Below are 22374 nucleotides of genomic sequence, written 5' to 3' on the forward strand. Positions count from 1 at the left end.
CCGGTGATGGGAACGGCGAACTGTCCGGTATGAGTCCGGCTTCGTCCGCCCGTTCGCGGACTATAGCATCGACAAAGGAACGTTGTTCCGATTTTGTGCGCGTCGAGATTAATCGTTTACCCTGCTTTTACAATATGCCTCCCGCTATCTGGCGATTTGACAATTTTCTTGTTTCGGACCGCCGTTCCGATCATGCTAGACTGCGCGCACAGCCAACCCGGACGCCGCCTTCAGACGCCGTCCCGCAGCGGAGGAGACATGGAAGTCAGACAGAGCATCAACAGCGAATACGCGAAAAAGCTCGACACAGCCGGCCTCAGAAAAGAATTTCTCGTCGAGAAGGTGTTCGAGCCGGACGCGCTTGCGCTGACGTATAGCCATATCGACCGGATCATCGTCGGCGGCGCATTTCCGCAGACGCGCGCCGTCGAAGTGCCCGGCTCGCTCGGCAAGGCGATCGGTGTCAGCTATCTGCTGGAGCGGCGCGAACTCGGGGCGATCAATATCGGCGGCGACGGGTGGATCGAAGCGGACGGCAAGCGCTTTTCCGTGCGCAACGAGGAAGCTATCTATGTCGGCAAGGGCACGCAGTCGCTGACGTTCGGCAGCGACGATCCCGCGCGGCCCGCGAAGTTCTATCTGAACTGCGCGCCCGCGCAGGCCACGTATCCGACGCGCACCATCACACTCGCGGAAGCGTCGCCGCAAACGCTCGGCGACCCCGCGACGAGCAACCGCCGCACGATCTACAAGTTCATCGTTCCCGAAGTGCTGCCGACCTGCCAGCTGTCGATGGGCATGACGAAGCTCGAGCCCGGCAGCCTCTGGAATACGATGCCGTGCCACACGCACGAGCGCCGCATGGAGGTGTATTTCTACTTCAACGTCGCCGACGATGCCGCCGTCTTCCACATGCTCGGCGAGCCGCAGGAGACGCGCCACATCCTCGTGCACAACGAGCAGGCCGTGATTTCGCCGAGCTGGTCGATTCACTCGGGCGTCGGCACGCGCGCTTACACGTTCATCTGGGGCATGGTCGGCGAGAACCAGGTGTTCGGCGATATGGATCATCTCGCCGTGCGCGATCTGCGCTAATGCATTCCATCGAGAGGAACAGCGCATGACTCCGCAACCCTTCGACCTCACGGGCAAGGTCGCGCTCGTCACGGGCAGCAATACCGGCCTCGGCGCGGGCATGGCGCACGCGCTGGCCGCCGCGGGCTGCGACATCGTCGGCGTGAGCCGTTCGGACGACAGCGACACCGCGCAGCGCGTGAAGGCGCTCGGCCGCCGCTATGTCGGCGTGAGCGCGGACCTGTCGAGCCTCGCGCCCATCGACGATATCGTGCGCGCCGCGCTCGAAGCCTGCGGACGCATCGACGTGCTGGTGAACAACGCGGGCATCATCCGCCGCGCGGACGCGCTCACGTTCACCGAGGACGACTGGGACGACGTGATGAACGTGAATCTGAAGAGCGCGTTCTTTCTGGCGCAAGGGGTCGCGCGCCATTTCGTCGAGAACGGGAAGCGCGGCAAGATCATCAACGTCGCGTCGATGCTGTCGTTCCAGGGCGGCATCCGCGTCGCGTCGTACACGTCGTCGAAGAGCGGCATGCTCGGGCTCACGCGCCTGCTCGCGAACGAATGGGCCGCGCGCGGCATCAACGTGAACGCGATCGCGCCGGGCTACATGGCGACGTCGAACACGGCGGCGCTGCGCGAAGACGAGCAGCGCAACAGCGAAATTCTCGCGCGCATTCCGGCGGCACGCTGGGGCACGCCCGACGATCTCGCGGGTCCGGTGGTGTTTCTGGCATCGTCGGCTTCGGACTACGTGCACGGCCATACGCTCGCCGTCGACGGCGGCTGGCTCGCGCGATGATGTGAATTGCGCGGCGCACGCGGTATATTTCGTCGATTGGCAACATCGTTGTGGAAAGACGGCCGCGGGAGAACCGCGAAAACTATATGGCAGCTATCGACAAGTCCAAAACCACGGCAGCGGCAACGCGCAAGCGCGCCGCTGCCCCGCTCGTCTCCGACGCGGACGCCGCCGATAAAGGCGAGTCGCTGTCGTCCGTCGCGCGCGTGTTCGCGATTCTCGGCGCGATAGGCGACAGCGGGCAGATCGGCATCAGCGAACTGTCGCAGCGGCTCTCGCTGTCGAAGACGACCGTGCATCGCGTGCTGCAGACGCTCAAGGCGCTCGGCTACGTGACGCAGGAAGTGGAAACCGAGCGCTACCGGCTCACCATCCGTCTCTTCGAACTCGGCGCGAAGGCGCTGGAAAGCGTCGACCTCGTGCGCGAGGCCGACATCGAAATGCGCCGGATAGGCAGCGTGACGCGCGAAGCCGTGCACCTCGGCACATTCGACGAAGACGCGATCATCTATATCCACAAGATCGACGCCGATTACGGGCTACGGATGCAGTCGCGCATCGGCCGACGCAATCCGCTGCATAGCACGGCGATCGGCAAGGTGCTGCTTGCGTGGATGGAGCCCGCCGAAGCGCGTGAAGTGCTCTCACATATCGAGCTGCGTAAATCGACGGCGAAGACGTTGTCGTCCGCGGAAGCCGTGATGAGCATCCTGCCGCAAGTGCGCGCGCAGGGTTATGGCGAAGACATCGAGGAACAGGAAGAAGGTTTGCGGTGTCTTGCCGTGCCTGTCTTCGACCGCTTCGGCCGCGTGATCGCGGGTCTCTCCGTGTCGTTCCCGACGATGCGCTGCGGCGCGGATACGAAGCTGCATTACGTCGCGCTGCTCAAGGAAGCGGGCGCTGCCGTGTCGGCGAGGCTCGGCTATCGAGAGCCTGCTCAGGAAGCCGCCGAAGTCACGCATCCGGGCTGACGCGCTCTTAACGCACAACGATCCGTCGTCATCTTTCTGCCTTATTCCTTACCGAAAAGAAGCGCGTTTGCTTTCCGAATCAGGCGAGCATGCGCTTCGAACCGGCACCTCGTTTTTCCTCATACGCTATCTCGCGCGCAGTGTGCGGTACATCGCATCCGGCGCGGTGGATTGCTGGCAAGTTAATTCACATCATGTTGATCGTGCGGACGCAGATGAACGCGTCCGGTACTTGGGGTCGTCCCTGGTAAATGCACGCGTGCAGCATGGGTGTATGGAGCATTCCGGCGGGTGGCCGATCGCATTGACGTTCGGCTCCGGTGCATCCGTACAGGGGTTGTGTTTGCCGTGTATGACCACCAGCGAGGTAACAATCATGAGAATCAGCACATTGCTCGGGTCTGCGGCGTTGACCGTGACCTTGAGTCCAGCCTTCTCGCCTGCTATTGCGTGGGCTGACGGGCCACGGTCAGCCTATGACAGCGGCGGCGTGAGCGAGGCTTCGCTCGATCCGGGCGAAGAGCAGATGACCGCCGACGATGAAAACAAGGCGCGTCTGAAGGATCTGAGCGACGCTTATCACAGTGGGTATAACGCTCGCGCGAAGGAAGACGCGGAAACGTATGCGTCGTTGCGGGATCAGTTGAAGCGGACGAAGACTGCGCCGCCGCCTTTGCCTTCTGGCATGCCGGGTGACGATGGTGCGCAGGTGCGGCGTGTTGCGCAGCCTCGCGTCGCGCAGCAGGCTTTGCCTTCGCAAGCACAGGCTGGGTATGACGATGAGGATGCGGCGCCTGTGCAATATGCGCCGGCTCCAGCGCCTCGGCCTCGTTATCGGGCTGCTCCCGTTTATACGCAGGCGCCTGTTTATGATGGGCCGTCGCCTGAAGAGATGGAAACTGTTGTGTTTCAGCCTTATCAGGCGCCGCCGCCTGTGCAGTATGTGCCTATGCCTGTTTATCAGCAGCCTGTTTATGTCAGTCCGCCGCCTGTTGTGCCTGTTCAATACGCTTCTGCTTATCCGGTTTATCGGCCTTATGGGTATGGGTGGAGGGGTGGTTGGCGTTGAGTTTTTTTGCTGGCATCCGCGTGATGCTTTCGTAGTTCATGCGTCGCCCCTGTGCGGGGCGGCACCTACTTTTCTTTGCAGCGGCAAAGAAAAGTAGGCAAAAGAAAGCCGCTTTTGAACCTCCGGTGCCTGCCAGGGCAGCGCCGCGGCATGCCGCAGTCGAGCTGTCGCGCGGCGACGTCCGCACTCCGTAGAAAGCCCGCAGTCAACCGCGCACGGCGTGCAAAGCCCCCACACAGTCTGGAACACATACCGCCGCAATCAATTGACGGCAAATGCAAAAAAAGTGCTGACCGAATGTGCTCCAGGTGGATGTCATGTTTCGCGCCGCGCGCGTCTGACTGCGGGCTTTCTACGGAGTGTTGGCGTCGCTGCGCGACAGCTCAAGGAACGTGTGCCGTGGCGTTATCCCGGTAGGCACCGGAGGTTTGAAGCGGCTTTCTTTTGCCTACTTTTTAAATATTGCCTGATACGCCTTGATACATGATGATACGCCTAAATCTCGCCTGATCCTTATCCAATAACGGTTTCAGCCGATCCGTGATACGCCATGACATGTGTTGATATCGCGTGAAACTCATGCCGTTTTGGGTTTTTTGGGTTTGGATTTTTGGGTTTATCATTTCACCGTCATGTATCAGGAGTCCATATCATGGCAGCACTTGTGAACACCGTCCGCGCCATCGAGGCGCTGCGCGCCGCGCCGAAGGTCCGCTACTACAAGGTCGCTTCGAACCTGCGCCTGCGGGTCGGCACCAACGGCGCGAAGTCGTTCAACGTCCGCTTTCGTGTCAATGGCCAAAACCAGGAAAAGACGATCGGACCGTACGGGCGTCAGACCGGCCAGTGGACGCTGCACGCGGCGTTGGCGGAAGCCGCGAAGGTGGCCGCCGCCGCGCGCGGAAATATCGACATCATCGAAGCCGAGCGGCACGAGCGCATCCAGCGCGAAGGCGCCACGCTCGCCCAGGTCTTCGAGGTCTGGTTTAACGAGGCGATTGCCGAGAAGCGCGGGCGTCGCGGCCGCAAGGATGGCGGCGCGATTCTGCGTCGCCGTGCACGCTCGCATACAGATCGCGCGTGGGACCAGGCGTTCGCGGTGGCGCATGCGGAACACGGTACAGGCAACTCACGTACGCAGTCGCGCAGGGCGTCCGTAGCGAGCGGCTGGGACGCGGCCTTTGCGTGCGCCCGGCGAGCGCGCACGGACCGGACGTAGGACGCGCGTAGGCATCATGCGCGCCACACGGATCGACAACCCTCTACTGGGCACGATGCTGGCGATGCCGGTGGCATCGCTTCGTGCACTCATGCCGCTGCTGACGGTTCCAGCGATGGTCGAGCAGACATCGGCACCTGCGAAATGTCCTTCCTGCGATCTGATCGAAGGCGTCGCGGTGATTGCCGTCACCGGCCTGCTGGTACAGAAGCCCGGCGCGACAGGCCCGGTTCTGGTAGAGGGTATTGGGACTGTGACGGGCTATGACGGCATCCGGGCATCACTTGCTCTCGCGCTCGCGGATGACGCGGTGCGCGCCATCGTGCTCGACGTGGACTCGAACGGTGGGCAGACTGCCGGAAGTCTTGATCTCGCTGACTTGGTCCATGCGGCGCGAGCGCTCAAGCCGATATGGGCGATCCTGTCGGAGTCCGCTTGTGGCACCGCCTACCTGCTGGCGTCCGCGTGCGACGTGGTGACCGTACCGCGCACGGGGCGCACGGGCGGTCTGGGGGTCGTGGTTGCGCACCTGGAATGCTCGCGGGCGCTGACCATGGCGGGCCTCGCCGTTACCCTCATCACGTCGGGCGAGCGCAAGGCAGACGGAAACGAGTTCCAGCCGCTATCGAACCGCGCTCATGCACACATCCAGGCGGATGTGGATGTGGTGGGCGAACTGTTCGTCGCGACGGTCGCGCGCAATCGCGGTTTGCGCCGTGCAGATGTGCGTCGCCTGGAAGGTGCAACGCTGCTTGGTACGCAGGGAGTTGAAGCGGGACTCGCCGATGTCGTCATGTCGCCGGATGCCGCCGTTCACGCGCTGCTGCACTCGCTCAACAATAGCGCAGTTGGACTGGCGCAACCGGGAATAACTGCGAACAGGTCGCCACGAAAACGCGCTCCAGGGAACGCCTGGGCGGCGCTCGCGTACCGGCAGGAAATCAGGAACGCGCTGCGCTAGTGACGGGGCATGTCGAACGCTTAGCGCGGGCGCGGTACAGCGCCGCATCGCATCGCGACCGGGTACTGCGGCCTTTCGCGCGTGCGCGTCGGCGCAACGCAAGACACGACCCCGACGCCGTCCATCGAAACACGGTCGCAGCAAGGGGGTTTTCGCTGTCAAACGGTCAGTCGTCTCGACAAAAGCAGGTTTGTTACCGCCGCGGCAAAAACATGGCGGCCCCCGGGGTGGGCAGCCCGACTATGAGTACGTATGGATCGTGCCATCCGATATCATCGAGTTATCCCTTGCGCGGAGCCCGCATCATGAAACGAGCCATCGAGATTGCCGATTTCGCCCTGAAGGTGCTGTCGTGTCTCGCCATCATCGGCGCGGCGGGATGGGCGGTGTGGGTGTTCTGGCTCGGTGGCTCAACAGACTGGCAGGACAACATCACGCTTGAGACCGAGGTACTCCCATACCATGACGACTTGCGTCTACTGGTCATCCATGCAAAATCAAAGAACCCCCGCAATGCGACCTTCGAACTCAACAGCACGAAGCACGACTCGTATCAGATGCGCGTGCGCAAGCTGGCTTCTGACGCCAAGGCCGGGACCGTGTTCCACGAGGACCAAGGCGATGTGATCGCGAGTATTGATCTGCTGAAGCTGGCAGGCGACGACTACGAGTTTCTGCCTGGCGCGGAAATGGACGACATGCAGACCATCGTGCTGCCACTCGGCACCACCGTGCAGGTGATCGCAGAGATGAAAGTCCACACTGGCGCGCGTAACACGCACGGCCAGCCTGATGTCGATGAGAACGCCACCTCGACGGTTGTTCACGTCGCGCCGTGACCCGCAATTTTGTGGATGAAATGGTAATCGGGCTGTTTGCCCACGGTTGGTATGGAGACTGCGTTGCCCAAAAAACCCAAAACGCCAAGCCTCACCCTTCGTGACTTGAGCACAACTTCATTTTCCGCAGACGTGCTGACGAATGCATTCAATGTCGGCGTAGAGCTCGGGGATGCCACGCCCGTCAGGGTCGAAGCATCGGATTCTCGTGACCCGGACGAACATGAGTTCTACTTGCTTCGTGTCGGGCATGCGCTCGCGCAAGTTTTCGCCCTCTGCGAGCAGTTGGCGGACATTCCTGCTTACATCAAACATGCGCGGGTGACCAAGGCACTGCGCAGCGCAGGCATCCATCGGCATGATCTGCTGGTATATCACCTCGAAAATTACTTTGTCCGGTGTCAGGGTCTTTACGACCGCACACTTACGCTTGTCGACGCGGTGTTCCATCTTCTAAACGCACCGACGCAAAAAGAAAGACTTTGTCGTGCTCGGCAACGTAAAGGTAGAACGTACGGATGTCCCGAAGCGCGTCAAGGCGCTTGGCAAACTGTTGCAACGTTACCGGATGGTACGAAACGAAGTTGCCCATCAGCGAACGCTCCAGACTGACGAAATCCGTCGACTTGAGATGTATGGAATATTGATCGCTGCAATTCAGACCCGCTGGATTTCCGCCACACAACATTGGAGGAAATTCATCGTGAGGAGGAAGCGTGGATCGTTTTCTCCAAGGTCAAAGAGTTCGCCGCGTTCAATTGCAACCTGAGCGATGCGATGCATGGGCTACTCGAGGAACTTGCTCCGCACTACACTCTCCAGGAGAGGCGACTGAGGCGTGTCCTTGAAAAGCCGTGAACCTGGGCGAAGCCGCTGTTGGAATGTACATGTCGATGTTCGTGCTACTGTCAGAAGATGGCCGAATCCGGTCCGACGCGTCCGGCTCAGTTCGACCCGGAGCGGACCTTCGACCGGTTCCAGAGCAGACGTTCAGCCTGAGGGGTTAGCCGTTGGGTTCGTGGTACCAAAACAGATTGCGACCGATAAAATCAAACGCTTCTGGCCATGAGGGCTCATGGTTTGCCTCAATGTGAAATATCGCACCGCCAGAAAAATGAAGACAAAGGACGGAAGCACCTGTCCGTGTCACAACGACAACGCGCTGACCGATTAATTCGACGAGCTTGTCACGGAAGCCTGTTGTTCCCTGCCGAGTGAGATTCTCGCCATCCGCCACTGCCGCCCGGTTATATACGGTAAGTCGCTCTTCCTGAAAAACAAGTTGGAAATAGTCGTGTATGAATACGACCTGTGACAGCGGGTCAAGAGGTATAAGCCTGCTGTCCATGTATTTAGCTCCCCAAGTCGTAAATGTTGACAATTTACCCGAGGGGCTCGAGTGACGGATAGTGGCCCGGTGACGGTCTTTGACAAATGTCTACGTCGGCAATAAGCAGCATGTTCGCTCGCTTGGTGCTCATTGGCAGTCTCCAGGGCTATCGCGAATGGACTGACGCGGTGGGCATAATGCTGCCGCGCAAATCGTTGCACGCGACCATCACGACGAAAGGACGACCGTCCGACGCCTGACGAAGCGAAACGCCTTGCTCCCTGAGCGTCGGCGGCGACGCGATACCGTCATTGCATTGCGTCGTAGTTCGGCGGTGCGTTCCGTGAACGCGCCAGAGGCATGACGCGAGCCAAACCGGACGGTCAAGTTACTCAGTAGCGGTCATACGCCGTCCAGGCGGGCATTCGCTATTCCCGCTCAATTCTAAATGAGCGACTCGCTGACGAATACGTCATAAGGCTATCTACACCAGTATGTAGCATCGGGGTTACCGCCGTGCTTTGGATCATCCGTGTTCGTGAAGACGTTTATCTGCGCGGTCACGTTCTTCGGGAAACTGACGCCGACACAGGCGCTGCGCGGCACAACGTCGATTTCAGTTCCCGATCTGTAAAAGGAGAAGAGAACTGCCGGACAGTTGGCGAATCCCGCATTATTGTCAACGAACCCATTCGTAATCTCAAAGTCCGCTTTCTGGCTTGTTCTTCGCGGCAAATTCCAGGCACGATATGTGTACTGGTTACCCATCGTGTCGGGGAGTTCAATCTGGATATGATGTTTAATTGTGTTACACGTGAAGACGACGGCGCTCCGAGCAATCCCTTGGGGTATTGGAGAAAAGGCCAACAGAGACAACGCGGCTGTCCATTTAAATCGATTCATTGAGTATGCATGCCTTCCAGATAAGTTCTGACAAGCCTCGTCCGCGTTTCTTCAAGGTTACAAAGTCGGCAGCTTCCCGATGGGTAACACTGCCAGATGACATGCCCGGATCGTCAGCAATTTACACCCGCCCGTCAAGTGTCAGCTCATAGGCCGGTGACGGTCCTAGGTACTTGGACGCCCCCCAAAAGACACGGGTAATTGCACACCCCGTGGTCTTCCTAGCTACAACGTTCAAAAGGTGTTTGCAGGTGTTCGCAGATGGCATATCAATCCGCGAGTTTGCACACCTGAAGGCGTGTCCACATGGCCGTGCGTCGCGCTCTGAGGCGGGGCGGCGTATCAGCGCGCCGCCCGATGGCCCGAACCCGCTGCCGCGAACGGTGCGAACAGACCCGCGAACAGTTCGCATTTTCCAGACGCTGGCTCGCTGGCGCACAGGCGCGCTCCAGGTGCAAACCTGACTGCAAAGGCGACGATGCAAAGTTTGCACTACTAGTCGTACTCGCAAGCCCCGTGCGCGCGGACCGTACCGTCGAACAACTGAAATTCCGCCAACTGGTCGGCGGAACTCGGAGTTTTCGTATAGATGGGTTTTCCCGTGGCACCTACATTTGTAGAACCATGCCTCTTTCTTTCTGGCGGCGACGCCGACAGTGGCAGAAAAATCCTACTCCCGGCATCGAACCCCGCTGATAGCGCGCAGCATGGAATTACGGTTCAATTATCTGTTTGCCACAGCGACCCAAAAGATTGATCAGGATTACAAACAGTGAACGAAAAGTGTGCCCTCAGGTCGCCTATCTCGCCTGGGAAGCGCCTCGTCGGGCGTCGCACTTGAACGGGCTGACGGAGCCTTAAGCGATGGACCCGCGCCTGCTCGACTACTACAGCCATGAGCTGCTCTATATCCAGGAACTCACACTGGAGTTCGCTGAACAGCATCCGAAGATCGCAAAGCGGCTTGGCATGCAGGCAGGTGAAATCGGCGACCCTTATGTCCAGCGTCTGCTCCAGTCTTCCGCCCTAACAACCGCGCTTATGCAGATGCGACTGGACGAGGCCTTCCCCGGCTTCATCCTGCCGCTGTTGCAGACCGTCTATCCGAACTACACCTGTCCGACGCCGTCGATGGCCGTCGCGCAACTTTTTCCGCGCACGCAGGGCAAGCATGCTGCCAACGGCACGGTTGTGCCGCGTGGCACCGTCTTCACTTCCAGCATTCCCGATGGCGAACGGACTGCCTGTGAGTTTCGCAGCAGCCAGGATGTCACGCTGTTTCCGCTGGAGATCGCACAGGCGCGGCTGACGGGCATTCCACCCGATATCCCGTTGCTGGATCGCTATGTTCCCGCCGGTCGCGCCGTGCAAGGCGCATTGCGCCTGCGGCTGCGGACCACGAACGGCACGCCTATCGCGAGCCTGAACGGGCTGGACCGCTTGCCCGTGTATCTCGCGGGCGATGAGGCGAGCGCCTCGCACGTGTTCGAACTGCTTCACGCCGCCGCCGTGGCGACCGTCACCGGCGTTCCCGGCCAGTTCGCAACCGGCTCGCTGCATGCCGTCACACGTCATGCCGTCGTCCATGATGCGCTCGAACCCGAGCAGAGCCTGCTGCCCGTTGTACCCGGCAAGTTCCACGGCCACAACCTGCTACAGGAATATTTCGCGTGTCCGTCGCGCTTCTGGTTTTTCACGCTGACCGGGCTCCAAAAGGGCCTCGCCGCCATCACTGGCACCGAGGCCGAAATCGTGATCCTGCTGGAGCGCGCACCGGACAGACTGGCGGAAGCGGTCGACGCCTCGCATTTCGCGCTGTTCGGTACGCCAGTCATCAACCTGTTTCCCCGGCGCACCGGGCGGCTTGACCTTGATCCGGCACAACATTCGCACCTGCTTGTACCCGTGCCGTCGGCACCCTACGACTACGATGTGCATTCGGTAGACGCCGCCTGGGGACAGGTCTCGGAGGAATCGGAAGCGCTGCGCCTCGATCCGCTGCACGCAGCCGTCGGCGAAGCGCATCGCCGAAATTCGCGCTATTTCACGATCCGCCGCGAACTGAACCGGCCGGAGATTGACGATCGTCACTACGGTACGCGCCGCGCCTTCACCGAAACACGCACGTTCATGTCGCTGGTCGACCGCGACGAACAGCCCAATACCGAAGGCATCTGCTATCTGTCGCTACAGGCGTGGCTGACCAACCGTGACCTGCCCTGCGTACTTGAGTGCGACGGCCGCAATGACCTGTTCCTGCATCAGTCGATCCCTGTCAATGGCGTGGGTCTGGTGCGCGCACCGACGACGCCGCGCCCGCCGCTGGCGTTCGGAGATCGCGCCTGGCAACTGCTGGCCCAGTTGAACCTCAACGCCGGGATGTTTGACGACGGTTACGGCGAACACCAGCGGGGCGAAGGGTTGCGTCGCCGCCTGCGCCTGTTCGTGACGCCGGACGCGGGCGTGCTGGGGCGGCAGGTCGAAAGCCTCGTGAGCGCCAAATCTCATCCCGTCAACAGGATGTTGCGCAGTAACGGGCCGATGCCATTCGGACGTGGCATCGAATGTGACTTCACCTTTGACGAAAGCGGATTCGACGGCCTGAGTCCCTACACGCTCGGCCTGGTGCTGGAGCGTTACGTCGCGCGGCATGTGTCTGCGCACTCGTTTACGACGACCGTGCTGCGCTCCATGCAGCGCGGACCGATCGCGCGCTGGTCACCGCGTGTGGGGGCGCGCGGCACGGCCTGAACCGGATCACGCATTTAAAGCAATCAGGGAGAGCAAGCGGATGTCAGGGATGAACTCGTGGCTCAAACAGCCACGCACGCTGGAGATTACCGGCAAGGCTCTGCCGCAATGGGCGGGCGAACCGCTGTTCATGGTCTCGCGTCTGCGAGGCAGGGAAAAGCTCGGTCGGTTGTCTGACTATGAGGTCGAAGTCACGACCATCGATGATGCCGCACTGTCGACGCGCGAGGCTCAGGCGCTGGTCGATGTCGATGCGTTGATCGGCAAGGAAGTGACGGTTCATATTGCCGTCGAGGGTAACGGGACCTGGATTCAGGGCGCAACAGGTAACGCGGGCGGCGCGAACATCGGCGCTGATATCCGCAAGCTGACGGGCCTGATTGTCGAAGCGAAGTGCATTGGTGCAGACGACCGGCGCGCGCATTACCGGCTCAGGATTCGCCCGTGGCTCTGGCTCGCGACGCTGAACCGCGACAGCAAACTTTGGCAATACCGCTCGGTTATTGAGATCACTGAAGACGTTCTTCAGAAATATCCGTTTCCATACGAGTTGCGTCTTGCCGGACCCGGCGTCCAGCGACGGCCCTATCCCAGGCGCGAATACCAGCGCCAGTGGTGGGAGTCAGATTTTTCTTACCTGACCCGGCTTTGGCAGGAATGGGGCATCAGCTACTTTTTCTCGGGAAGTACGCTTGTCCTGTGCGACTCGCCCGGTGCGTACAGAAAGCATGGACCGGCGTATCAGACACTGCGCTATCTCGACCGCGACGGGCAGCGCATCGACGAAGAACATGTTCACGAATTTCACGTCGCGCGGCAGATCACGACGGGCAAGGTGGCGCTGACCGACTACGACTACACGCAGTCGCTCGCCAATCTGGCCGTCAGCCAGGAGGACTACAGCAAGCGTGCGTTCGACAACGCCGAGGAATATGCGTGGGGTGACTACTCGCAGCCGTTAGAAGGTCCGATGGGTACGGCGGGGTGGCGTAGCGACCAGCAGTTCGAAGGCGAACATCTGGCGCGCGTGAAGGTCGAGGCGCATCGCGCGAAGAGTCTGCGCGCGAAGGGTAAAGGGAATCTGCGCGGGCTGATGGTGGGCTACACGTTCGCCCTCGAAGGCTATCCGCTCACGCCTGGCGACGGCGAATATCTCGTCACCTCGACCGACATCGAGATCGTCAACAACGATACGATGACAGTGCGCGGCGGGATCGAGCGGAAGTACATCTGCACAACGAAGTTCGCAGCCGTGCCCGCCAACACGTTTTTCCGCACGCCGCAGAAGGCGAAGAAGCCGCGTGCGTATGCGGAAACGGCCGTCATCACGGGTTACGGCGACGAGCCTGTGTACTGCGATGAGTACGGACGCGTGAAGGCGCACTTCATCTGGGACCGCCTCAGCCCGAAGGACCAGGACGCAAGCTGCTGGCTGCGCGTGGCGTCGGCATGGCACGGCGTCGAGCACGGCGCGATGTGGCTGCCGCGTGTCGGCCATCATGTGCTGGTGGGCTACTACGACAGCGACCCGGACCGGCCTTACATCATCTCGGAGCACACGACGGAGTTTCATCAGGCGCCGTGGCAGTTGCCGAAGAACGATGCGCTGTCGGGCTGGCGCAGCCAGGACCTGAACGGCCAGTCGGCCAACAGCGTGCTGACGGATGACACGCCCGGGAAACTCCAGGTTCAGGTGGCGAGTGACCATGCGCAGTCGCGGCTGGTGCTGGGCTACAACACGCGTATCGACGGACACGCGGGACGGGACAAGGCTCGCGGCGAAGGCTTCGAGCTTGCCACAGAGGCCGACGGCGTCATCCGTTCGAACCGGGGCATGCTGCTGACCACCGAGACACGCGCCGGGGCACTGTCGCCCGTGAAGGACATGGGCGAGACGGTGCAGCGGCTGACCCAGGCCCGCGAGCAGCACGAAAGCCTTGCCGACCTGGCGCAACAAAATCAGGCGCAGGATCAGAACGCCGACCAGAGCGAGGTGGCGAAGGCCATCAAGGAACAAAATGATGCGCTCAAAGGTTCGACCGGTAACAGCGGCGAAGGAAACTTTCCTGAACTGGCGAAACCGCATCTGGTCCTCTCCAGCCCTGCCGGGATCGAGACCACAACATCACAATCCACGCATTTTGCGAGCGGTAAGCATATCGCCTTGACCAGCGGCCAACATACGAGCCTGTCGATAGGCGGGCGACTTCTGGCGAGTGTCATGAACGGGGTCAGGCTGTTTTGTCAGAAAGCGGGAATGAAAATGATTGCCGCCAGCGGCGACATCGATCTTCAGGCATTGAAAGATAGCATCAACGTTCTGGCGAAACTGAACATCACTCATACGGCAAATCGCATCACCATCACGGCCAAAGAAGAAGTACTGATCAACGGAGGAGGCAGCTATACCCGATGGCAAGCCGGGGGTGTTGAAACCGGAACCAATGGTAGCTGGGTGGTGCATTCTGGCGGCCCAAGCCTGACTGGCCCGAAAAGTTTGCCAGTTGAAATGCCGATGTTGCCGAAGGACGTGTGCATCGAGTGCCTGCTCAAACGTGCGATTCATCGCTCTGCCCTGGTCAATAAGGGAACCTGAATATGAGTATCAACGAATTTATGAAACAGGTTCAGGGGCTCCCTGCCGATCCCCAGTTGCATTTCTATCTGATAGTGGATGCGGCACAAGACCCTAGACTCCTTGCGCAACTGAAGCAGGCTATTCCTGGTACGCGTAGCCAATGTCTGCTGACTCACGTCCAGGGACCGGACCTCGACGCGGCAGCGCCACATCTTCTGACATTTCCGCAGTTTGGCGCCGATACGCAAAGCTGGCAGTGGCTTGCCGACTATGGTCCTGCATTGCCTGCGGCTGTGAGCATCATTGCCACTTCACTAAGCTTCGATGCACTGTATGCGCATCTGCACTCGCTCATTGAGGTTGTATTGCCCGATGGCGATGAGATGATCCTTGCGTTCTGGGACCCCGCGATTCTAGCGATGCTGGTTGGCCAACAGGATGACACCACCCTCCATGTCCCCGGCCCTGCTCTGACAATTCGGCAGTGCGAGCAGCTACTTGCCGGAGTGATGGCATGGTGGTACTGGGATCGTACGGGAAAGTTGCATCAGATTCGGTCGAACACGAACCGGGATGCCGCCCAGAAGGTGATGCCCCCGCTCAGGCTTACTCAGACGCAGGTTGACATGCTGGTGGAGGCAAGCGTGCCGGACCACATTCTGGGCTATATCCTGACCAACAAGCCTGAACTGCTGGCAAACATACCGAAACAGGAAAGATATCCGCGTGTCGAGAAACACCTGCTGGAAGCACGCAAACTGCATCTGCTGGGCATGCGAGACATTCTCGATTATGTGTGTGCTGCCTTGATTTATGGAGAGAAGATGCACGAGAGCAGCGTGATCGAAGTATTGCTTGAGAAGGTCAGATCACGCCAGATCAGCTTGACCGAAGCGTTGGAGCAATTCCCATGATAACTCGCCGCACGGTAGTGACACGTCTGATGGCGCTGGGCCTGTTTTATCCGCTGGTTGCATGCGGAGATCAGAAAAGAGGAATCTTTATGAATTCGAAGGTTGTGTTGAACGTGGTTCTATTCAGTTATCTTGACAGGCCAATTTTCGATGTCCTTCTTAATGGTGCCGACATCGGGGCAGCAGGCGCATATGGTGGCGGAAGAGGAGTGATCGCGGGTATGACGGTATCTCTTGGCTCGCAAACGTTGACGTGGCGCTTAGATGGGCCAGAGGGAACGTCCGGGAACGGCGACACCGTTACTGCAACGAATGCACTCAGCCTGAGTTCTGAGCAGATTCCGTCCCGTGGCATGAGCTACCTGGGCGTGCATGTCTATCCTGATAGCACTGCGGAATTGATCGTTTCACCGCACTTCTCAGAGCCGTCGCCGAGGGGCGAACTAATTTACAAGGAGAGACATCTCTATGGTCGGTGAAAAAAACAGCCTGCAGGCAAGTCAAGCCTCCAACCGGGATGTCTCCGCCGGCCAACCTGGCCCGAAGCAGGATTGTTCGGATGTTGTCCATATCGCTGTGTTCTTTGACGGTACAGGGAACAACAAGGATGTTGACGAGCCGTTGAAGAAGTGGGCCAATCCGGCACGCATGTATGTCGCCGCTCAAATCGCTGCTGACTTGAGTAATGCGATCTACCCCATCTATGTATCTGGTGTCGGAACTCCGTTTAACGGTACGGCAAGTGACTGGCTAGATAAAGCAACGGTGACATTTCAAGATGACGTTGTAGGCGGACTCGGCGGCGCGGGCGGAACACGGCGAACTGAATTCGGCAAAAACAACGTCAATGAAACCTTACGCCGGGTGCTGCTCGATAACGCAAAAAAACTGAATGCAACGACGAAGGCTTACGCAGAAAAGAGCAAGACCGAGAGTCTTGGCGAACTGAGCAAGGTACTGGAAGCGCATCGCCTGATCAAGATGATCAATCTGTCCGTCTTCGGATTTTCGAGAGGTGCGGCACTGGCACGCGCCTTCAGTAACGATTTCCTGAAAGACTGCAAAGCAGATAACGCGGGGAAACTGACGTATCAGGGGTTTCCGATTCGGCTCCATTTCATGGGACTGTTCGATACGGTGGCGTCTTTTGGTGGGCCGTCGATGAACATGAATTCTCCATTCACAGAGAAAAACCTGAAGATTCCGGGGGCCGTGGAACGATGTGTGCATTTTGTAGCCGGACATGAACTGCGCTTCTCGTTCCCTGTTGATCTGATCCGCCAGCATGGTCAGTTAATGCCCAACTGGACCGAGGTGGTCTATCCTGGGGTGCATTCAGATGTTGGCGGCGGTTATACGCCTGTCGACCAGGGCCGATCAAATAACTATGCTCGCATCCCGATGCGCGACATGATGAACGAGGCGGTGAAATCGGGTGTGCGTTTGTTGAGCTACGACGATATCGCCACGACTCGTGCTGCTCTGTTTGCCGAGCGCTTCAAGGTTGAGCCAGAAACAGAAAGTGCATATAACCGCTACAGAAGCGCGGTTCCCGCAAACGGCTCGATCGAACAGCAGGTCACGGCACATATGAGGGCCTTGTACTCGGCATATGGAACGATGTCACGCAGGGGAATTTCAACGCCCGATAACCAGGCCGACATAGGGCACAGGCTTGTCGGTCATGCAAGCATGGCGCGCGAGGTGAGAGCGTTGCGCAGCCATCGATCCGCAGCAGCCTTGCTGGCCGAGGATGCATCTACGAAGATTGGGTTTCAATTTATGGGTACAGCCTATGGCCAGATCGTGAAGCCAGACGCTTGGCGGTTAAAGGCGTGGGACAGCACAGCGAGCGAAGATGTGCTGACCTTCGTCGGTAAATACGTACATGACTCGAAGGCAGGTTTTCTGGCAGGTATTGAGCCCTTCAGCTACTTCCGTCCTCGCGGAATGACGGAAGCGAGCCGGAACGTACTGGAGGCAGGGAAGCAGTGGCTGGACGACAATCTGCAAGCCGTTACGGGTGGCGTAATCAAGGTCTACGCCAGCGCAAAAGGCATCGTGGTGGAAACCTGGCAAGCTGGTGTGGTAATCACTACCACGACATATCAGGTTGGGGAAAGATTCGTACTCGATACTGTGGAGGCGGGCCAGAAGTATGCGGTTGAGGTCTACCAGACCACCAGCAAAATCGTCGTCTCGAAAGTTGATGAAGGGCAGAAGGCCATCATCACCTCCGTCGACGTCCTGCAAAAGGAAACATTGTCTGCCGTCGACGCCCTGAGGCAGAAGGCCGCCAGTCTGTCACAACAAGTACAGCAAGGCGCCAGTTCAGCCGTGGCTGCAACCGGGAAAGCTGTCGATAGCGGAATGCAGGCTGTTGAAGACAGTTGGCAGACGACTAAAGCTGCACTTGGGCTATGACCCATTAAATAGCTGCCAACGCTACTTTTTTGCCTCCATGCGTCGTTCACTTTAATTTGTCAGGTACGTCAATGGACGGAGGAAGTAGTCATCAAAAAGAGGAAGCATACGATGAAGCGTAACATCTGTTGCGAAGGTGATGTGACCAGCCACGGTGGCAAGGTCATCAAGGTCAGCGGCGGCATGTCAATTGATGGTCGTCGCAATGCACGACTAGGGGACTGGGTCAGTTGCCCTGAGCATGGCGACAATCAGATTACTGAAGCCTGCGGGATGCTCGACGAGGGTGTACCTGTCGTCCTGCATTTATGTGCGACAGCATGCGGGAGCACAGTAATTGCGACGGGCAACATGACTGTTTCGGAATGACAGGCATGTCGGTAGAAGACTTGTGCTCTGCAAGTCTGCACGCGAACATCATTGACTGATCATGTCGAGCAAAAGTAAAGCGCCGCTGCCCGAATCGAGTCCCGCGATTCTCCATGCACAACCATCTATCCGCCGGCGAGTCCTGGCGATACTGAAAGCGTGGCCCGCACGCTCGGGCTATGACCGCCATGAACGAGATCGCATGGTGCGCGACTGCGTGGCAAGCATCATCGAAGCATGGGGTGGGCGCTGGCTAAATCCAGACGCCGACCTTCAGGCGCTCGACCTGCAATGCGCGCGCGGCCACATCTGGCGCTTTGGCTCCGCAAAACTGAAAAACGGGCTGTGGTGTCCCCAGTGCTCGCACGAACAACGGCGCAGCGGCATTGACGCCATGCAGGCGCTCGCACGCAGGCGTGGTGGACGTTGTGTCTCGGAGACCTACGTCAGTTCTCATGGCAAATTGCGCTGGCAATGTCGCAACGGACACGAATGGACCATGTCGCCCATCAGCGTTCAGGCAGGTAACTGGTGCGCGGTCTGTCTGAGGATAGAGCATGACCGTACATGGTTGCCGCTGATGCAGGCTCTCGCCCTCCGGCGCGGCGGCAAGTGTTTGTCTGACACCTACGTCAACAGCCGCACGAAGCTCCGGTGGCAATGCAGGCACGGGCATATCTGGGAAGCGACGCCCGCTGGCGTTCGTGAGGCAGGTGCGTGGTGCCCGGTCTGCGCACGCGCGCGCCAGAAGCTGACGCTCGCCGACATGCAGGCAACGGCGGCAGAGCGCGGCGGGCATTGCCTTTCGGGGACGTATTCGCACGTGAAGACCAAACTGCGCTGGCGGTGCGCCAAGGGCCACGAATGGGAACGATCTGCGGCGAGGGTTCGCAATGGTGAGTGGTGCGCGATCTGTGCGAAGCATGATCGCCAGTCGGTCGCGCTTGAAGAGTTGCGCGAACTGGCCATCGAGCGCAGCGGGACGTGCCTGTCGAATACCTATGAGGGGGCGCGCGGCCGTTGCGCTGGCGCTGTGAGCATGGGCATGAATGGGATGCTGCACCCGGTAACATCAAGGCGGGCCAGTGGTGCCCTCAGTGCGCGCGAATAGGCAGACGCCATACCATCGAAAAGATGAAGGCAGTTGCGCACGAACGCGGCGGCCAATGCCTGTCCGAAAGCTACGTCAACGTCGAGACGAAACTGCAATGGGAGTGCTCGCGTGGGCATGTCTGGTTAACCACGCCAATGAGTGTACTGGCGGGTAGCTGGTGTCCGGCGTGCAAGTACATGAACCAGTGCACAACAGACGAAGCCCGACGCAAGTATCTCGATGCGCAGACACCCTGCGGCTAGAGTGGCTGGGTGAGCGTGCCTCAGTCTGCAACCGCCACCGCCGCACGCTGTAATGACTAGCACCGCCCGGAACGGCAAAAATTCACGAACTTCCGATTTTTTGGGTTTTTTATGGGTTAGTTGTTTTTCTGCACACCGCTTGCAATCCGCCAAACCCTTATCCATAAAGGATTTCTAGCCGATTTCGATGTTGACTTGCATTTAGCTACTTTACTTTGCCGCTGCAAAGAAAAGTAGGTGCCGCCCCGCACAGGGGCAACGCCAAAAGTACAGATACGAATTCGCGGATGCCAGCGAAAAACTACAAATGGCGACTAGCGTCGCAGACAAAAAACCACCATCACCATCCAAACTTGGCTTCAACACCAACGTAGTCCGCATTCCTCGCGCCCAGCGAGCGAATTGAATCCCCAACCTGAAAATGCACAGCTTCCAAAGCCAGTGCAACATTCGAACTCACGATCCAGTCAGCCCGCACTTGCGCATACATCCCGGTCCACCGCGAACCCTTCCCCGCCGTACCAGGCACCACAGCAGAACCCTGCCCATAGATAGCATCGGCAGTAGTAGCACGCCACTGAAACCCGACGGCCGTCAAAAGAGAAACCTTCGGCGTCACCTTAAAAGTAATCGAAGGCTTCACATGAATCAGGTTGCTATACCCCGTATAGCCCGCCAGCGTGAAGTAGTACCCATTCGGGAACAGAGGATTGAACGTCCCGACACGTCCATCGCCGGGATGTCGATCGCCCGACGCGCCATCCACCTGCAAGCCAATTCGCGGCGTGCCCGGCATCGAAGCAAGCGTATAGCCGCCCAGCATGCCGAACGCCCACGCACCGATCGTGTCCTTGCCGACATGCCCCGTCTGCACCATCGTTTCCGCGTCCCAGTCGAACGGCGCGACTTTGCCCGCATAACGCAGATCGAACACATCACGATGCTCGGTGCCCGAAGCATCGAGAAAACGCGCATTGTCGCGGTTATAGCGTGACCAGTACGCGGAAAGATCGCCCGGCCCTGTGTTCACTCGTTCGACACGCACGCCACTGAACGTCAGATGCCGGTTCGATACATCGTCGAATGCCGTGACGTCGCGATACTGCACCGGCTGCGTCATGTAGCCGATAAAGCGCCACTTGTCGATTTCATAATCGGCCCAGATTGCATCGAACGCCTGGCGCACGTTTGGACCGTCGCGCACAGACACGAAGCGCTGCAAGTCGAACGCCATTTCCTGACGCCCGACGCGAGCCTTGAACGTGCCGCCGCCCACGCCGTAGACGAACGCCACGAAAGCCTGCTCGATATCGAGCGGATTCTTGTCGACGGGCGACACGGAATCCTTGCCGAACGGCCGCGCATCCTCCAGCTGGAAAAACGCCTGCACGTGTCCACCGATACGCGCATCGGCATGCACCTCCGCGCGCTGGATCACGTAGCTGTCGGGACGCGCGCTGCCGAGTCCGAACAGCGGCGTGTTGTTCAACTCGAAGCGCTCGCGCAGATTCGCGCCGAGCGACAGATACGTCGACGGATCGCCGCCGAGCGGAATGTACTTGAGCGCATCGAACGGCTTGCGCGGCACGCACGGCAGCGCGAGCACCGACCAGTCTTCCTGCCAGCGATTGAACGACAGACCCGAAGGCCGCGTCGCCGTACATGCCGTGCTTGCGTCCGCAGTTGCATCAGCCGCAAGCGCCTGCACACTCCCTGTCAAGCCGCATGCCGCAAGCCCCGCGCAAGCCGCGGCCTTGCCCGCTCGTCTGATCGCGCGTCGCACCGCGCTGTTCGTCGAACGTCGCACCGTCACTTCTTCACTTCGTGAATCTCGGCGACGTAGCCGCCGGGAAATTCGACCATCGCGGTGCGCCCTTCGACCGTGCGGTTCGCGGGCGACAGCACCTTCACGCCGACGCCTTGCGCCTTCGTCAGCGTCGCGTCGAGATCGGCGACCTGATAGCCCGTCGTCTCGCGGCCGAACGGATACGGCAGCTTGCCGTCCGTCGCGAACACGAGCATGTTGCCGAAGCCCGACGAGATGCGCACGCGGCGGATCGTGTCGCCAGGACGGCCGATTTCCGCGCCATCGGCGTGACGATCGTCGGATACGACCTTGCCATGCGAGAAGCGCACGAAGCGCTTGATGAAGTTGTCGGCGGCTTGCGGCGACACATACACGCGATTGTCCGGCACCGTTTCGAGCGGTCCATACGACGGCGCCTTCGTATGCCAGTACAGCTGCATATACAGGCCGCCCGGCCACTGGATCACGGCATCCTTGCCGATGGGATCATCGAACGTATCGACGATCACGTCCGCGCCCGCCGCACGCGCGGCGCGCACGGCCTTGTCGATGTCGGTGACGAGATAGCCCGTGCGTTCATTGCCGAACGGATACGGAACAGGCGTCTGGAACGCAAACACCGACAGCATGCCGACTGGCGTCTGCACGTATTGCGACGCCGTCTTGCTCGGCGTCGGCGTCACCGTGAACACGGCGCGCTGCGAAGCCTTGCCACCAAAAGTCGCGACGAAGCTGTCGACGAACGCGTCGATATCCTGGTTCGACACATACACGTGCGTCGTGTCGTACTGCGGTCCGACGGACACGACGGGCGAGTTCTTGCCCGCGTTCTGATGGTCGGCTTCGGCGAAAGCGGGCGTGCCCGCCAGCGTCACGCCGAGCGCCGCGAGCGATACCACAGCGGCACGCAACAATCGATACATCTTGACGGTACTCATGAAAACACTCCTTGCTGGTAATGGATGCGCCGCGTCGACGCCTGGCGTCACGACGCGATCGGA

The 22374-nt window shown here is 59.6% G+C and carries 19 protein-coding genes; 15 read left to right on the forward strand and 4 right to left on the reverse strand.

Features of this window, described 5'->3' with window-relative positions; all coding sequences use genetic code 11:
- Positions 1 to 258: 258 nt before the first annotated feature.
- The 8 genes from kduI (at position 259) to QEN71_RS37320 (ending at position 7553) form a co-directional block, all read left to right on the forward strand.
- Positions 259 to 1095 (forward strand): 5-dehydro-4-deoxy-D-glucuronate isomerase, encoded by an 837-nt coding sequence (gene kduI, locus QEN71_RS37285; RefSeq protein ID WP_201649979.1) that lies wholly within the window; start codon positions 259 to 261, stop codon positions 1093 to 1095.
- 25 nt (positions 1096 to 1120) lie between these two features.
- Positions 1121 to 1882: a 2-dehydro-3-deoxy-D-gluconate 5-dehydrogenase KduD gene (gene kduD, locus QEN71_RS37290; RefSeq protein WP_201649978.1), complete on the forward strand. Its 762-nt coding sequence runs from the start codon at positions 1121 to 1123 to the stop codon at positions 1880 to 1882.
- Positions 1883 to 1968: 86 nt separating this feature from the next.
- Positions 1969 to 2853 carry a DNA-binding transcriptional regulator KdgR gene (gene kdgR / locus QEN71_RS37295; protein ID WP_201649977.1) on the forward strand — a complete coding sequence of 295 codons (885 nt, stop codon included), beginning with the start codon at positions 1969 to 1971 and terminating at the stop codon, positions 2851 to 2853.
- Between the two features lie 274 nt (positions 2854 to 3127).
- Positions 3128 to 3922, forward strand: a complete 795-nt coding sequence (locus QEN71_RS37300) for a hypothetical protein (protein ID WP_233471775.1) — start codon at positions 3128 to 3130, stop codon at positions 3920 to 3922.
- Between the two features lie 652 nt (positions 3923 to 4574).
- The gene (locus QEN71_RS37305; RefSeq protein ID WP_201649976.1) at positions 4575 to 5141 is read left to right on the forward strand and encodes an Arm DNA-binding domain-containing protein; all 567 of its coding nucleotides are present in this window, start codon (positions 4575 to 4577) and stop codon (positions 5139 to 5141) included.
- Positions 5142 to 5157: 16 nt separating this feature from the next.
- Complete coding sequence (locus QEN71_RS37310; RefSeq protein WP_201649975.1) at positions 5158 to 6102, forward strand: S49 family peptidase; 945 nt, start codon at positions 5158 to 5160, stop codon at positions 6100 to 6102.
- Positions 6103 to 6407: 305 nt separating this feature from the next.
- Complete coding sequence (locus QEN71_RS37315) at positions 6408 to 6941, forward strand: hypothetical protein (RefSeq protein WP_201649974.1); 534 nt, start codon at positions 6408 to 6410, stop codon at positions 6939 to 6941.
- Positions 6942 to 7004: 63 nt separating this feature from the next.
- A complete protein-coding gene (locus QEN71_RS37320) occupies positions 7005 to 7553 on the forward strand; it encodes a hypothetical protein (protein WP_201649973.1) in 549 nt (182 codons plus the stop codon).
- Positions 7554 to 7598: 45 nt separating this feature from the next.
- Here the strand turns inward: QEN71_RS37320 and QEN71_RS37325 are convergent, their stop codons facing one another.
- Positions 7599 to 7724 carry a hypothetical protein gene (locus QEN71_RS37325; RefSeq protein WP_267909486.1) on the reverse strand — a complete coding sequence of 42 codons (126 nt, stop codon included), beginning with the start codon at positions 7722 to 7724 and terminating at the stop codon, positions 7599 to 7601.
- 220 nt (positions 7725 to 7944) lie between these two features.
- The gene (locus QEN71_RS37330) at positions 7945 to 8289 is read right to left on the reverse strand and encodes a hypothetical protein (RefSeq protein ID WP_201649972.1); all 345 of its coding nucleotides are present in this window, start codon (positions 8287 to 8289) and stop codon (positions 7945 to 7947) included.
- 1749 nt (positions 8290 to 10038) lie between these two features.
- Here QEN71_RS37330 and tssF point away from each other — a divergent pair.
- The 7 genes from tssF (at position 10039) to QEN71_RS37365 (ending at position 19321) form a co-directional block, all read left to right on the forward strand.
- Complete coding sequence (gene tssF / locus QEN71_RS37335; RefSeq protein ID WP_201649971.1) at positions 10039 to 11925, forward strand: type VI secretion system baseplate subunit TssF; 1887 nt, start codon at positions 10039 to 10041, stop codon at positions 11923 to 11925.
- Between the two features lie 49 nt (positions 11926 to 11974).
- Positions 11975 to 14521 carry a type VI secretion system Vgr family protein gene (locus QEN71_RS37340; RefSeq protein WP_201649970.1) on the forward strand — a complete coding sequence of 849 codons (2547 nt, stop codon included), beginning with the start codon at positions 11975 to 11977 and terminating at the stop codon, positions 14519 to 14521.
- 2 nt (positions 14522 to 14523) lie between these two features.
- Positions 14524 to 15417 carry a DUF4123 domain-containing protein gene (locus QEN71_RS37345; RefSeq protein WP_201649969.1) on the forward strand — a complete coding sequence of 298 codons (894 nt, stop codon included), beginning with the start codon at positions 14524 to 14526 and terminating at the stop codon, positions 15415 to 15417.
- A complete protein-coding gene (locus tag QEN71_RS37350) occupies positions 15414 to 15896 on the forward strand; it encodes a hypothetical protein (protein ID WP_201649968.1) in 483 nt (160 codons plus the stop codon). The genes QEN71_RS37345 and QEN71_RS37350 overlap by 4 nt, the downstream gene beginning before the upstream one ends.
- Complete coding sequence (locus QEN71_RS37355; RefSeq protein ID WP_201649967.1) at positions 15886 to 17841, forward strand: T6SS phospholipase effector Tle1-like catalytic domain-containing protein; 1956 nt, start codon at positions 15886 to 15888, stop codon at positions 17839 to 17841. The genes QEN71_RS37350 and QEN71_RS37355 overlap by 11 nt, the downstream gene beginning before the upstream one ends.
- A 111-nt stretch (positions 17842 to 17952) precedes the next feature.
- A complete protein-coding gene (locus QEN71_RS37360; protein WP_201649966.1) occupies positions 17953 to 18210 on the forward strand; it encodes a PAAR domain-containing protein in 258 nt (85 codons plus the stop codon).
- A 202-nt stretch (positions 18211 to 18412) separates the two neighbouring features.
- A complete protein-coding gene (locus QEN71_RS37365) occupies positions 18413 to 19321 on the forward strand; it encodes a hypothetical protein (protein WP_201649965.1) in 909 nt (302 codons plus the stop codon).
- Between the two features lie 585 nt (positions 19322 to 19906).
- Here QEN71_RS37365 and QEN71_RS37370 read toward each other — a convergent pair.
- Together QEN71_RS37370 and QEN71_RS37375 are read right to left on the reverse strand one after the other, a co-directional pair.
- On the reverse strand, positions 19907 to 21379 hold the full coding sequence (locus QEN71_RS37370) for an alginate export family protein (RefSeq protein ID WP_377790787.1): 1473 nt from the start codon (positions 21377 to 21379) through the stop codon (positions 19907 to 19909).
- The gene (locus QEN71_RS37375; protein WP_201649963.1) at positions 21376 to 22311 is read right to left on the reverse strand and encodes a glyoxalase; all 936 of its coding nucleotides are present in this window, start codon (positions 22309 to 22311) and stop codon (positions 21376 to 21378) included. The genes QEN71_RS37370 and QEN71_RS37375 overlap by 4 nt, the downstream gene beginning before the upstream one ends.
- Between the last annotated feature and the right edge of the window lie 63 nt (positions 22312 to 22374).

This window comes from Paraburkholderia sabiae (assembly GCF_030412785.1).
GTDB classification, from domain to species: domain Bacteria; phylum Pseudomonadota; class Gammaproteobacteria; order Burkholderiales; family Burkholderiaceae; genus Paraburkholderia; species Paraburkholderia sabiae.